We start from the raw sequence: 12,600 nt of genomic DNA, 5'->3' as shown, positions 1-12,600 counted from the left end.
AAAGAGAGTGTTCATTTAACTGTGTCACCTCATTGCTTATCTAAGCCCCAAAGTTAGTCTGTCTTCAAAATAGATTTGTAGTTGGGAGACGATAAGCGCCCAATTGTGCATGGGCTGATTCCATTTTTCCAGTACTTTCTGAGCCGCACAGTAAATGAGTTTGATAAGGGCGTTTTCGCTGGTAAATGCGCCTTTATTTTTAGTGTATTTGCGAATTTGTCGATGAAAACCTTCGACAATATTGGTCGTATAAATGATACGTCTGAGCTCTTCTGGATATTTAAAGTACTGTGATAGTGCTTCCCAGTGATTATTCCAGGACTTTATTACAGCAGGATATTTTTTTCCCCATTTCTCTTCCAGCTCAAGCAGATGATGCTCCGCTAAGTCTTTGCTTGACGCTTTATACACATGCTTTAAATCAGCCATGAAGGCCTTCTGGTCTTTGCTGACCACATACTTCAAAGAATTGCGAATCTGATGAACAACACAAAGTTGCACTTCCGTGTGAGGAAATACTTCCGTAATGGCATCAGGAAATCCCTTAAGCCCATCAATGCTGGCAATAAGAATATCTTCTACCCCTCGAGCCTTAAGGTCATTTAAGACGCCAAGCCAAAAACGAGCACCTTCTGCTTCAGATAAATAGAGTCCCAGAATATCCTTTTTACCTTCTGAGTTCACAGCGAGAACCGTGTAAAAGGCTCGACTGATGACCTTACCGTCAACACGTACTTTAAAGTGCATGGCATCAAGAAATACGATGGGGTATACCGATTCTAAGGAGCGATTACGCCATTCAGTAATCAAAGGTAAGAGCTTATCTGTTATTAAACTGATTTTAGTACTGGAGATTTCTAATCCATACATCTCCGATAAATGCTCCCTTATCGCCTCGTAGCTCATACCTATCGCATAAAGTGCCAAGACTTTATTATCGAGTGACTCATTGAGTACTGTTTGACGTTTTTTGACTATCTCAGGCTCAAAACTACCATCCCTATCTCGAGGCGTTTCCAAGTCAAAAACGCCAGTGGTCGATTTAATTGTTTTAGTCGTTTTACCGTTACGACGGTTGACGATACCTGTCTCAGAGCAGTCCGTCATATGAGAATCCATTTCTCCTTCTAAGGCAGACTCTAATAACTCTTTAATTAATGGGGTAAGGATACCGTCTTTTCCTGTGAGCGATTGTCCTGATTTTAACTGCGCTAATGCTTCTGATTTGAACTCGTTGAAATCAAAATTCGATAAATCGATTGTCTTCTTACTCATATGCACCTCTTTTAAGTGTTAAATTATAACAAGTTAAAAGAGATGACACAGTTATTTAAACACTACCGAAAAAATTAAATTAATAGATAAGCTGATTAGACATGAGTTTGAAATCAAGAATAACTTACCTGAAACATATGATTTTTCAATTTTAAAAGATAGTTGGTTAAGTACTGTTATACATAATACTACTGTTGATAACTTATTGAGTTTTTTTAGAAGACATTTTGATCTTGTAGAATTGTATCATTCTTGTGGTCCCAGCCGTCTTAGGCCTTACTACAATATGGGAATGGAAAATTTAAGTGTTAATCGGATTGAAGATGAACTAAAATGCCTTCTCAAGCATGAGCTAACTAGTGAAGAAAATACCTTATTTGAAAATGGACTGATTAACGCAAGAAAGTTTATACAAAATATGGGAAGGCGTGGTGATATTTGTTTTCATACGGATAAAAGAACTGCTCTAGAACAAAGTGGCTTTAGTTCATTCGGAGGGGAATATGTTCAATATATCTTGTATGAAATCTCATCAAAAATACTTGTAAAAAAAATTTCTGACTTTTTAGCAAGAAAAAGAATCCCAACCCTTTTTAGCGTAAGGGTTCCTTTAGATAGCTTTTCTAACGAAGCTCTGATTTCTTATCTTCATAATGTAATTTCGATTTGGGTAGAGGTCCATGTACTAAAAAACTATGAATTTGATTATTTCTCATTTAATGGTAGGACCCATAATTCTCAAACCCCCATAAAACCTGAATATATTCATAGGCATGAACATCCAGCTGCATGGTTGGAGGTTGGAGAAAGGATATATTGTGATAAATGCAAACACTCTATACCAAGAGCTAAAAAGTGAGGAAAATTGCTGGAGCAGTTCCTCTGCGCTGTGGTATTGATATCAGGCCAGGTGAGATAGCAGAGCCCTCATCTGCTTTGTACGTTAGATCGCATATAAGTTTTTGTACTTAAGTATGCTTGAAGATTATAACTAATATGCAGCATGGATGATTTTTAAATAATCTTATTTTATGGTTGTCTTATAGAGGCGATTCAATGTCATTACGATTTTTCAAATAGTTAGGTGAGTTTATAATTTCTGTTATTAGCTTTTTGGATTCCCCTCTGTGGGCTCTGTATTCGGTAGGAAAGGCCCAAATATTAAATTTGGTGTTTTTCCATGTGTCCCATGCTAAGTCATCCCATCCTAAAATATGGCTCATTCTTCTTATAGCACAAAGTTTTCCATCATTAATATTGATATTCTTATTTCTATAGAAACGATGAGATGTATTAATTGCACCGATTAGATAGTCCACAACTTGAATGCCTTCGCAAAATTTGGAATTTTGAGCTTCTATACTTTGAACCCTATTTGGATATTTAGATTGAAGCTTATAATTAGAGATAATTTGACAAACTTCATGATGTTTATCATAGTGATCATTGCGTTGGTCACACTTTACTTCCAAATTATCACCAATACTTTGTGCGGCACATGTAATTAACTGTGTTAATGTAATATAAAATGCTTCTTCTCTATTTGCCGCGGACCACTTTATATATGACTCTTTATCTACTGTAATGCAGTGAAAGCTCAATCGATCGTCTGTTAATACCCGATGCATGATTTTTAAACCTAAATTGATTAAATTATAACCCTTATGAGTTTTGGCCCATTTAATTTCTTGATTGAATCGATATTGTTCTTTTGCATGAAGGATAAATGATTGAAAGTCTTTAGAATTACGACTATCAACCAATAAGGCTCCAATGGAATAGTGTGTTGAACTACAATCCGTACCAGTTTCGTCCATAAAACATACATGACTCATTTTAGGCATCCTTGCTTTTACTTTCTCTTTAAGTATAGCAAAGCGCTCCCGCGCTTTAGGGGGGGGGCACAGAAGTTAAGAAAATCCTTGTTTTATTGCTTAGACAATCAGCATACATTTAAATGGCTTTATATTGGTTCCTATCTAACCATTGGTGGACTATGAATCTTTTTCTAGTGTTAATTGGTGAGAATATGCTTTATTGCTGAGATATTTAGCATATTGCGGTAGATGGCAGCTTAACTTTTTATAAAGTTGGGTATCTTGAGTTATTTGTTTGGCTTTGATTTGTAATAATTTATCTATTTGCTCCGCTTCGTACCCCATAACCGTATTTCTTTTATTTTGCAATTGCATGTATTCATTCAAAATAGGATGGGATTTTTTTAGCTCTCTAATTCTATGTTGAGTATAAATTTTTTGGGCAGTTTTTATTTGCTGTGCGAGTTCTTCGGGGCTTTTGTGTAAATTTAATGCTGCTGTTTTAATATGTATTGAATCTTTTTTTAAATGAATTTTTACAGCTTGTTGCATGAGATTTTTGGGGAGTGGGGCATCTGTCCTCTGTTTTGCAATTTCAGTGATTATCATAATACGCTCATATCGTTTTGCCGCAGTCATTACTTTTTCTTTGTTAAATGTAGGGTGCTGTAGTTCGGATAATTGCTGTTGGTACTTGAGCCATAGATCGTGTGCCATTTGATCACGAAGAATTGATTGTTCATATACCTGTTTAAACTCCTTAAGCTTTGAGGGCTTTTCGTTTAGTTGTTTACTTTGTTTGGTGAGTAGTTTCCTTAACTTAGAATATTGGGATTGTTCTTCTAAGTAATCTGCTATTTCCTTTGCAATCTGACGAACTTGTTGCTTTGCTTCGAGTTGCACTGCTGCTGCTTTTTTACGTGCGTAAGCCTCATAATTGACAATGTAATTGTATTTTTCTTTAATTTTATTGCCTATTCCCGCTAAATGATTGATTACTCGTCCAAAGAGACTCTCAGACTCAAAGCCATGGCGAATAGCCAAATCTAATGGCCAGTCTATTACGTTGTCTTTAGTATTAGCCCGCGACAATGTTTTATTCAATGCATCTATGTCGGGATGTTGGTGTTTATCGGCATAAATGGACAGGTTTACTCTATGCCGTGTCATGGCAACAAAACTTAAAAATCTATCCCAATACTTGCTATCAATAAGTATACTCGCATTATCGACCGTCATACCTTGTCCTTTATGAACGGTGGTTGCGTAGCCGTAATCAATGTGTTTGTATGAATTAGGAATGATCACCAATTCACCACTATCAAGCTTTGCAGTAAATTGATGTTCGTTAATCGATTGAATGAATGCCATATCACCATTACGCACTCCTAAAGAGGAGTTATTTTTTCTAAATAGGATGCGTTCTCCCTCCGAAAGTGATATTTGGTTTTGTTCAATGTTATCTAGACCAGGTATCGCTCGGTCATATATAAGCTCTTGCTGGTGTATCATTTCTTTATTTTTTAGTTCATTACGTGCTTGAGCATTTAGGGATGCGACCGCCGCCCGTGTAAAAGCAAACATGACGTTTTCTTTAATATCATTCGCTTCAATAATGTTGTTTTGCCAGTGATGCACTAGTTGAGTTGCGGATTCGGAAGCATCCTCCGCAAAATGGATTGCTCCTTTATTTTGATAATGGGCCAAAGCATGATTAATTTCTCCTCTGGCAAGCATTAGGCTTGCTGCTCTATCGCCTAGGTCTTTTTGCCTTCTAATCTCAGATAATTCGATATAGCCTGTATAGGATGCAATGGCTCTAAATATTTCTCCTTTGTTAATTGGTTTTAGTTGGTCAGGATCACCTACTAAAATTATCTTGGCTTTTGCTTTGTTTACGGCCTCTATAATTGATGAGAGGCTAGCAAAATCAACCATCCCAGCCTCATCAATCACGATAATATCATTTTGATTTAGGGAGAGCAGACCACGTTGTAAACGGTAATTCAGCGAGGAAAGGGTATATGAGCTAATTCCAGTTTCCGCCTGAAGAGTCTTGGCGACTTTGCCTGATAGGGCAGTACCAACTATACGGTTACCTTGGCTTTCATAATATTCTTTTACAGGTTTTAATAGGTAACTCTTACCTACTCCTGGTCGACCAATAACAACTGATAAATCGGAGCCTTTTACTATGTAATTCAATGCTTCATGCTGTTCCTCATTTAATTGGTATTGATTGGCCAAGTGTTCAGGGTTGAGTTTAGATACATGTCCTTTTCTTGAAGAAAGTTGTTCGATGGTATTGAGCAAATGTGATTCAGCAATATACTGATTTCTTGTGGTATATGACTTTTGTCCTGCGTCATTGATGCCAAGATAAATGAGATCGTTATGCTGGATAATTTTTTCAACTAGGCTCGTGAATTGAATATGATTACTTTCTGATGAGGTTATTGTTTTAAACACTAACCGTTCTATATCTCGACGGGTGAATACACTATGAGTTAGAGAGATATGATTAATTAGGTTTTCTACATGGTGTAATGCGATTTCGATTCGTTGCTCTTTGATTAAGGCATTATCTTGTTTTAGATAGTGTTCTTCTGAGTTTCTTATTGTTCCCTCATGGCGCTCAGGAATTAGATGATTTAAATCCACTGCAAGATCTATTTCTTTTTCTTTAAAAAAATCATTTTGCAATTCTCGCCATTGTTCACTCCAATAGTCTTGTTCAATAATTTTTCCTGAATAAAATGCTGGATTGAGATCGCGGGCTTTATATTTAGAAAAAGCACTTTTTTCCAGTCTTCTTGTCGCAGCAAGGATATGGGCGTGAGGATTACCATCGCCATGATCGTGTATTGCTATATCAACAGGTATGCCGTGTTCTACAAAATGGGTTTGTGCAAAGCGTTTGGTTAATTCAATTTGTTGGCTCAGTTCCAATTCTTTGGGTAGTGCAAGAACCACATCTTTACATACTTGAGAGTCTATTCTTTTTTCAGAAAACTCCACTTGATTCCATAAGAACTCTCGATCAAGAAATTGCATATCTGCTAGGGGTGGTAATAAAGTCTCACTGAATACAACGTCTTTTCTATGGCTATAATCGTAAATGATTCCTGTTCGTTCATCGAGCTGGCGGGTGCCTGTACGGTAAGCGCTTGCAGCAACTGCGCTATGTCCTTTGGCGCGGCTGTGGATTGATGTTCGTGCAAAAGCAATGGCCATGAATACACTCGATTAAGTCAGTGAGTCCATCTGTTTGCTTTTATTGAGAGAAAATTTATCCGTGAAAAATTTTCTTGAGAACTGCACTGTAGCAAACATTCGAATGAATGTATATTGCGCCCTAATGGGATAGATGGAATTCGCTGCGCTCAAGGTAAATTTAACCCTATTGATTTCAGAGATCTGCGCGGTTATGCTGTGTTTGTTAAGTCAACTTGCGGAGAGAAGCAATGTCAAAAAAGACAATATCTCAAATGGAAGCTGAACTAATGGATAAAATTGAGCATGCGAGAAAGAAGTTGGATTCTTTGCAGCAAAAACATAAATTGGATATTGGAGCACTTGCATATAAATATGGACTTAACCAGTTTGATATGAGTTATCTGGATCAGGTTTTTTCCAAAATTGCGAGTGAGCAAAATGATGGACGTAACTAAACAAATCGTAAAACAGAAACAGGTTATTGCGCAACAAGAAAAACAACTGGCTCTTGAGAAACTTAAAAAGCGACGCGCTGATACGCGTCGTAAGATTGAGCTAGGTGGGTTAGTTATTAAATCTGGAATGGATGCTTTTAATAAGGCAGTGATTCTGGGGGCTTTGTTTGAGGCCTTGAAGTCAATCGAGCAGGATGAAGATTGCTTAAAGATATTTGAATTAAAGGGAGATGTTCTTTTTACTACCATGATGAAGGATAATTAATGGCGCTAGGACCATCAATTGAATATGTAAAAATGACACATGCTACTAACCTGGCTGATCGCGAATACGATAGAAAATTTAAAATGTTTTTTACCGGATTAATTTTTGCAATTATTTCTTTTACGGGTTCTCATCCAATTACCACGCATTCCAGTTGTTTAAAAATGATAGAAATTGTTGCGTTGTCATTTCTTTTATTATCAGGGTTACTTTTACTAGGCAAACTGTCGTTAACACAGGTGAACCCCTCATTGTCATATAAGGACTTGCCTTGTAAACTTAAATTGGTTTATTTTATTTTTGAATCTAAATATTCATTATTGGTTATTATTTATATGTGGAATGATTTTATTGTTAATTGATCGCAGCATAATTTTATTAACATAGGAAAGTTCCATTTAGAACTATCCTAAACGTTGATAAACTTCATTAAATTTTTAATGATTGTCCACATCTTTAAAAATTAATTTTGAAAGATGTCTAAGGGGTATCAGGATTGACTGCCTTGTAATACTTTAAATTCTAATTTATTACACTACCATAGAACGTGGCTTGAGCATTAAGGTAGTATATTGATTAAATAGCCGCATGCAGTCACAAATAAATTGTTCTAATTTTCCTGTTTTTTCAAGCAAAAGATACCGCGCTAAATCATGCTCCTTAAATTCAGTTGCTAATGCAAAAATATATTTTTTGTTGCGATACTCTCTAGCTATTGTGAGTCCATTAAATAATCCAAAAGAAACTCTTCCGCACATAGCTCTTTTTTCTTTCCCATGTAGATGTGTTACTTGCTCCCAAGGTAAGGCTATGAACTTGGTATCTTCTACAACGCGTTTTAATGGGTCATTTGATATAAATCGTTCATCATGATAGAAATCAATCCAATTTTCATGAGTGCAAAATCTATAGGAAATCCCAGAGTCTAGTCCTAAAAAATAGAAATAATCACATCCTAGCTGCTTTAAAGAGTGGAGGACCTGATGGAATTGTAATTCGAAATTCTCGGGGAAAATATTATGTAAGCTTCGCGTTTCTAGTGCGTTAAAAATATCCATGCTGCTACTTCTTTACATCCAGTGTTACAATAATCTAATCAAACTTTACTTGGATGTAAATGAAAAAATTTACTTTGTTTTCTGCCTTTTTGGGGACATTGATCGAGGTTTATGATTTTACAGTGTTTCCACTACTTATTCCGATATTATCTGAAGTGTTTTTTTCTAATCAGGAAAAAAGTAGTGCGCTTAATTTTACAGTATTAGCGTATGTTGTCAGCTATGTTGTCAAACCTTTGGGAGCGATTGGCTTTGGTTATTTAATCGATCACTTTGGTAGGAAAAGTGTGTTGCTTGTTTCAACCTTATTAATGACTATAGCTACTTCAGCAATAGGGCTGATGCCACCATATACTATGGGTATGTATTGTGGAGCCGGTTTGATCTTTTGCAGAATAATTCAAGGATTATCTATTTCAGGAGAATTTTCTTCTGCAATTATTATGGCCGTAGAACAGGGTAAAAAGTCACCAGCTTTTTCTGGGAGCTTTTCTTTTGTTGGTGGTAGCGTAGGGCTGTTATTAGCAAACCTTAGTGTTTTTATACTTCTCTATTTGGTGCCATACGAGCAAGTTATTCAGTATGCCTGGCGTGTTCCATTTTTAATTGGTGCATTAAGTTGTGTCGTTTTGCTCTTTATTAGGAACAAAATCGAAGATGTTAATCCTCGTAAGATTCAAATAACCTCGAGTTTCAATGATCTTATTAAAAATTATAGGAAAGAATTAATAGGAGCATTTATTGTTACCAATTTATCTGCCTCAGCTTTTTATATTACCTTTATTTTTATGCCCACCTTTTTGTCGACCTCATTGAAGTTATATTCCCATCAACAGTCCATACTAATCACAATTAGCGCCATTTTAACTTATTTGATGGTTTTACCTTTTGCAGGTATTTTAGCGGATAAGTTTGGAGTAATAAGGCAAATAAAGATCGCATCAGTACTGTACTTAGCCTTTTCCTATGTTATTTTTGCTGTACTACCTCAGTTGAATAGTAAACTGTGTATCGTTGCGCTGATTTTTTTTGCAATTATCCAAGCATTGCTTAATTCAGCACTTCCTGCCTTTATAGTTAATCAATTTCGGTTGAACCAACGTGGCAGGGCTCTGGCAATCTCTTATAATCTCAGTTTGACTTTATTTGGGGGATTGATGCCTTATGTAATTGTAACCTCTGAAAATCACTTAAATCCAGGGATCCCAATAAGCATTTGTGCGGTTCTATGTTTGATCTTTATTCATTTTACAGGAAAGAAATATGGTTATTTACGAAGTGAACTTAGCTATTGATAGAGATATTTATTCTCAATTTCAATTATGGCTAAAAGAGCATGCAAAGGAAATGTTGCAATTTCCGGGTTTTATTAAGGCTAGTATTTTAAAACCAGAAAATGAGAGTGATTCTGATAAAGAGAAATTAACAGTTCAGTATCAATTGGAAAATCGAGAATCTCTAAATGTTTATTTTACCCAATTCTCCGCTAAGATGCGTGAGGACGGTATTAATAAGTTTAAAAATGGATTTTCTGCTGAACGAAGAATTTTTGAAGTGCAGGACAGCATCTTAAAATAATTATACGTAATTTGCGTATTTGCATTGAATATATACGTAATAAATGTATATAATGTACTTGCTTACATACAAGTACATTTATATTTATAAGGATGCAATTATGGAAAAAAAGGTTTTTAAAGAGGCGGAAGCAGCAACCTATATTTGTATGAGCCGGTCTTTTCTATCCCAGGATAGGGCATATGGGACATTGGCCAATAGAACTCCTGGCCCTAAGTACATTAGAATTGGTCGTGCGATTCGTTATTTAAAAGATGATTTGGATTTGTGGTTAGAGCAACATAGGCAGCCGTGATTACCACACGGCTTTGCTATCTTATTTTATTTGCCACTTATTTTTAGTTGTCTCATACAAGTTTTGAATTGCGTTGAAGCGTTCAAAACTACCTAGATAATTCATCCCAGCTTTTTTAAGAAGTAGACACGATTTAGTGTTTTCCGCTTGTGTAATAGCAATTATGCGGTTCAAATGAAGTGTTTTGAATCCATAATTTATACTTGCAACTGCTGCTTCATAAGCAAGGCCTTGTCCCCACCAGTTGGGGAAAAACATATAAGAGAGCTCAACTCCATCATCAGAGTAATGTAGACCACAAAGGCCCGCTATTTCATTGGAATTCTTTTCAAAAACTGTAGATAGACCAAATTGATGTAAATCCCAGTGTTCTTGGAGTGCCGATATTTTCTGAGGAATTAAATCATCAGGAATGCTTCCACCAAGAAATTTTCGAACTTGTTCGTTGCGCCATAAGTTTTGTAACAATAAAAAATCGTTTATGGTTGGTTGGCGTATGAGTAGATGGATTGTTTCGATGTTCATTTTTTAAATTATTGGACTTTGTGAAGCTATAAATACTTACATGGTCATACAATCAAATTTATTATCACTCATTCAATTTGCACCCTGAATGCACCCTGGAAATTCATTTTGGTTGATGGTGTTTTACATAACTTATTGATTTTATTGGCGTCCCGGAGAGGATTTGAACCTCCGACCTGCCCCTTAGGAGGGGGCTGCGCTATCCAGCTGTGCCACCGGGACTTAATCGAGTAGTCTACCTTTATCATCGCTAAATAACAACCTGCTGGAAATTAATGGGCTCATTTTTTACAGTGTGGTATACTGGGACGACCCTTATTTAGAGCGTTTATTATGGGCAAGTCTGCAGATATTAGTTATCCTTTTCATTCTCCTTGGCACTTTTTATGGCAGGTAATTAAGCCTTATCGCTGGTGGTATGTCTTAATGCTGCAAGCACCTATTTTTACCGCGATTTACATTTTTGCTAATAATTATTCCTTCAAGCTCCTGGTTGATGCGTTTTCAGGGAGTGATGTTTCTTCTTATTCTAACTTGCTGTTCCCTATAACCTTATTTGTTGTGGCGCAGGTTTCTTTGGATTTGTTTTGGCGTTTGAGTGACTTTGCGGAATGGCGGGCGGAGCCTTATGCGCGGCAGCGTTTGTTGTCTACTGCTTATGATTATGTGCAGCACCATTCTTATAATTATTTCCAAAATACGCCTACAGGTACAGTTATTAGTAAGTTAAAAGGAATTTTGGATGGTTATGACAGTGTCTTTGCCAACTTGCATCATATTGTTGGTAAGCATTTTTGTGTGGTTGTTGTTTCTGTTTTTGTACTCATGCTTGTTAATCTGAGCGTATTTTTCTTTATGCTGGCTTGGTGTGTTTTAGTTATGGCGCTGATGCTGCCTATGGCGTTGAAGTTGAATAAGCTTTCTAATCGTGCGGCTGAAAGTAAGCATCAGGTAATGGGTACGTTCTCAGATAATATCACCAATATTTTTTCTTTATTTTATTTTGCGAAGCGGCGGGCTGAGCATAAGCGAATTAATGGGATTATGGCTGAGGATTTTGTTCCACGCCAAATAGAGCTTTATCAATATGATTTTAAATTTAATATGGTTGGCTCCGTATTGTATTGGTTTATGCTGATTTCCGTGTTTTTCTTCATGATTTACTTGCGTAAACAAGGCAGTGTTACTACGGGTGATTTTCTTTTTGTAATGTTAACCGCACTGACTATTTCTTTTGATTTATGGACCTTGATGAGCGGTTTATGTACCTTCTTAAAAGAAATCGGCGATTTTAAATCGTCCTTTACAATTTTGCAGACGCCTCATGATGTAGTGGATGATGCGCAGGCGCGTGCTTTTCAAATTCAAAAGGGAGCGATTGAGTTCCAACAGGTATCCTTTGCCTATAATCATGGTGCTCCGGTTTTTTCTAATTTAAATCTTTACATTAAGCCGGGGGAGAAAATTGGTTTGGTAGGGCATTCTGGTGCGGGTAAGTCAACCTTAATTGCCTTGCTGTTAAAGAATTTTAAAGCATCTGCAGGACAAATTCTTATTGATGGCGAGCCTATTTTAAATATCACCTCCGATGCTTTGCGTCAGCAAATTTCGCTTATTCCTCAGGATATTATGCTGTTTCATCGCAGCATTGCTGAAAATATTGGCTATGCGAAAGAAGATGCAACCTTGGCAGAAATTAAACGAGCTGCAGAACTGGCAAATATTGATTCGTTCATTGACTCATTACCGCAAAAATACGACACCATGGTAGGAGAGCGTGGAGTTAAGCTGTCAGGTGGGCAGCGGCAGCGTATTGCTATTGCGCGTGCCTTTTTAAAAAATGCGCCTATTGTGGTACTTGATGAAGCTACTTCGAGTTTGGACAGTATCTCTGAGCAGGAGATTCAGAAATCTATTAATGCCATGCTGGAGCAAAATAATGCAACGGTGATTGCTATTGCACACCGTCTTTCTACCATCCGCCATATGGATCGCATTATTGTTATGGAGGGCGGCGCGATTATTGAAGAGGGCTCATTTGATGCATTGATTCGTAATGAGCACAGTTATTTTAAAAAGCTATGGGACAGCCAAGTTAACGGGATGGTTTTGTAAT

The 12,600-nt window shown here is 36.7% G+C and carries 13 protein-coding genes and 1 tRNA gene; 8 read left to right on the top strand and 6 right to left on the bottom strand.

Translation table 11 applies throughout. The features are described 5' to 3' along the window. Positions 1-36: 36 nt before the first annotated feature. The gene (locus tag BN3124_RS13765) at positions 37-1,275 is read right to left on the bottom strand and encodes an IS256 family transposase (RefSeq protein WP_058535352.1); all 1,239 of its coding nucleotides are present in this window, start codon (positions 1,273-1,275) and stop codon (positions 37-39) included. A gap of 292 nt (positions 1,276-1,567) precedes the next feature. Between BN3124_RS13765 and BN3124_RS13760 the strand changes: the two genes are divergently transcribed. Further along, entirely contained in the window at positions 1,568-2,134 is a 567-nt protein-coding gene (locus tag BN3124_RS13760) for a hypothetical protein (protein ID WP_149865272.1), read from the top strand. A gap of 181 nt (positions 2,135-2,315) precedes the next feature. Here the strand turns inward: BN3124_RS13760 and BN3124_RS13755 are convergent, their stop codons facing one another. Continuing rightward, on the bottom strand, positions 2,316-3,110 hold the full coding sequence (locus BN3124_RS13755; RefSeq protein ID WP_058535350.1) for a DUF3800 domain-containing protein: 795 nt from the start codon (positions 3,108-3,110) through the stop codon (positions 2,316-2,318). Positions 3,111-3,269: 159 nt separating this feature from the next. Then, complete coding sequence (gene traA / locus BN3124_RS13750; RefSeq protein ID WP_058535349.1) at positions 3,270-6,326, bottom strand: Ti-type conjugative transfer relaxase TraA; 3,057 nt, start codon at positions 6,324-6,326, stop codon at positions 3,270-3,272. Positions 6,327-6,556: 230 nt separating this feature from the next. On the opposite strand from traA, the gene BN3124_RS13745 reads away from it, so the two are divergent. Genes BN3124_RS13745 through BN3124_RS13735 form a run of 3 tightly spaced genes read left to right on the top strand, consistent with a single transcriptional unit; the run spans position 6,557 to position 7,390 of the window. Next, positions 6,557-6,763 (top strand): hypothetical protein, encoded by a 207-nt coding sequence (locus tag BN3124_RS13745; protein ID WP_058535348.1) that lies wholly within the window; start codon positions 6,557-6,559, stop codon positions 6,761-6,763. Then, complete coding sequence (locus tag BN3124_RS13740) at positions 6,747-7,028, top strand: conjugal transfer protein TraD (RefSeq protein WP_330139729.1); 282 nt, start codon at positions 6,747-6,749, stop codon at positions 7,026-7,028. The genes BN3124_RS13745 and BN3124_RS13740 overlap by 17 nt, the downstream gene beginning before the upstream one ends. After that, a complete protein-coding gene (locus tag BN3124_RS13735) occupies positions 7,028-7,390 on the top strand; it encodes a hypothetical protein (RefSeq protein WP_058535346.1) in 363 nt (120 codons plus the stop codon). Before BN3124_RS13740 ends, BN3124_RS13735 begins: the two co-directional genes overlap by 1 nt. A gap of 168 nt (positions 7,391-7,558) precedes the next feature. Here the strand turns inward: BN3124_RS13735 and BN3124_RS13730 are convergent, their stop codons facing one another. After that, positions 7,559-8,086 carry an autoinducer binding domain-containing protein gene (locus BN3124_RS13730; RefSeq protein WP_058535345.1) on the bottom strand — a complete coding sequence of 176 codons (528 nt, stop codon included), beginning with the start codon at positions 8,084-8,086 and terminating at the stop codon, positions 7,559-7,561. A gap of 59 nt (positions 8,087-8,145) precedes the next feature. Between BN3124_RS13730 and BN3124_RS13725 the strand changes: the two genes are divergently transcribed. The 3 genes from BN3124_RS13725 to BN3124_RS13715 all read left to right on the top strand — a co-directional run bounded on the left by BN3124_RS13725 (position 8,146) and on the right by BN3124_RS13715 (position 9,959). Continuing rightward, complete coding sequence (locus BN3124_RS13725) at positions 8,146-9,381, top strand: MFS transporter (RefSeq protein ID WP_058535344.1); 1,236 nt, start codon at positions 8,146-8,148, stop codon at positions 9,379-9,381. Continuing rightward, entirely contained in the window at positions 9,350-9,664 is a 315-nt protein-coding gene (locus BN3124_RS13720; protein WP_058535343.1) for a DUF4286 family protein, read from the top strand. The genes BN3124_RS13725 and BN3124_RS13720 overlap by 32 nt, the downstream gene beginning before the upstream one ends. Positions 9,665-9,764: 100 nt before the next feature. After that, positions 9,765-9,959 (top strand): hypothetical protein, encoded by a 195-nt coding sequence (locus tag BN3124_RS13715; RefSeq protein ID WP_058535342.1) that lies wholly within the window; start codon positions 9,765-9,767, stop codon positions 9,957-9,959. Between the two features lie 21 nt (positions 9,960-9,980). On the opposite strand, the gene BN3124_RS13710 is transcribed toward BN3124_RS13715, so the two are convergent. Continuing rightward, on the bottom strand, positions 9,981-10,484 hold the full coding sequence (locus tag BN3124_RS13710) for a GNAT family N-acetyltransferase (protein ID WP_058535341.1): 504 nt from the start codon (positions 10,482-10,484) through the stop codon (positions 9,981-9,983). 145 nt (positions 10,485-10,629) lie between these two features. After that, positions 10,630-10,706, bottom strand: a tRNA-Arg gene (locus BN3124_RS13705). Positions 10,707-10,817: 111 nt separating this feature from the next. Here BN3124_RS13705 and BN3124_RS13700 point away from each other — a divergent pair. Continuing rightward, positions 10,818-12,599 (top strand): ABC transporter ATP-binding protein, encoded by a 1,782-nt coding sequence (locus BN3124_RS13700; protein ID WP_058535340.1) that lies wholly within the window; start codon positions 10,818-10,820, stop codon positions 12,597-12,599. Position 12,600 lies beyond the last annotated feature (1 nt).

The organism is Legionella saoudiensis, from assembly GCF_001465875.1.
Classification (GTDB): Bacteria; Pseudomonadota; Gammaproteobacteria; order Legionellales; family Legionellaceae; genus Legionella; species Legionella saoudiensis.
The sequence above is the reverse complement of the archived record's forward strand: the minus strand, read 5'-3'. Positions and strand labels throughout refer to the sequence as shown.

Coding starts and splice junctions, on each gene's coding strand:
- BN3124_RS13765 (WP_058535352.1), bottom strand. CDS start 1,275: ATGAGTAAGAAGACAATCGATTTATCGAATTTTGATTTCAACGAGTTC.
- BN3124_RS13760 (WP_149865272.1), top strand. CDS start 1,568: ATGGAAAATTTAAGTGTTAATCGGATTGAAGATGAACTAAAATGCCTT.
- BN3124_RS13755 (WP_058535350.1), bottom strand. CDS start 3,110: ATGAGTCATGTATGTTTTATGGACGAAACTGGTACGGATTGTAGTTCA.
- traA (WP_058535349.1), bottom strand. CDS start 6,326: ATGGCCATTGCTTTTGCACGAACATCAATCCACAGCCGCGCCAAAGGA.
- BN3124_RS13745 (WP_058535348.1), top strand. CDS start 6,557: ATGTCAAAAAAGACAATATCTCAAATGGAAGCTGAACTAATGGATAAA.
- BN3124_RS13740 (WP_330139729.1), top strand. CDS start 6,747: ATGATGGACGTAACTAAACAAATCGTAAAACAGAAACAGGTTATTGCG.
- BN3124_RS13735 (WP_058535346.1), top strand. CDS start 7,028: ATGGCGCTAGGACCATCAATTGAATATGTAAAAATGACACATGCTACT.
- BN3124_RS13730 (WP_058535345.1), bottom strand. CDS start 8,086: ATGGATATTTTTAACGCACTAGAAACGCGAAGCTTACATAATATTTTC.
- BN3124_RS13725 (WP_058535344.1), top strand. CDS start 8,146: ATGAAAAAATTTACTTTGTTTTCTGCCTTTTTGGGGACATTGATCGAG.
- BN3124_RS13720 (WP_058535343.1), top strand. CDS start 9,350: ATGGTTATTTACGAAGTGAACTTAGCTATTGATAGAGATATTTATTCT.
- BN3124_RS13715 (WP_058535342.1), top strand. CDS start 9,765: ATGGAAAAAAAGGTTTTTAAAGAGGCGGAAGCAGCAACCTATATTTGT.
- BN3124_RS13710 (WP_058535341.1), bottom strand. CDS start 10,484: ATGAACATCGAAACAATCCATCTACTCATACGCCAACCAACCATAAAC.
- BN3124_RS13700 (WP_058535340.1), top strand. CDS start 10,818: ATGGGCAAGTCTGCAGATATTAGTTATCCTTTTCATTCTCCTTGGCAC.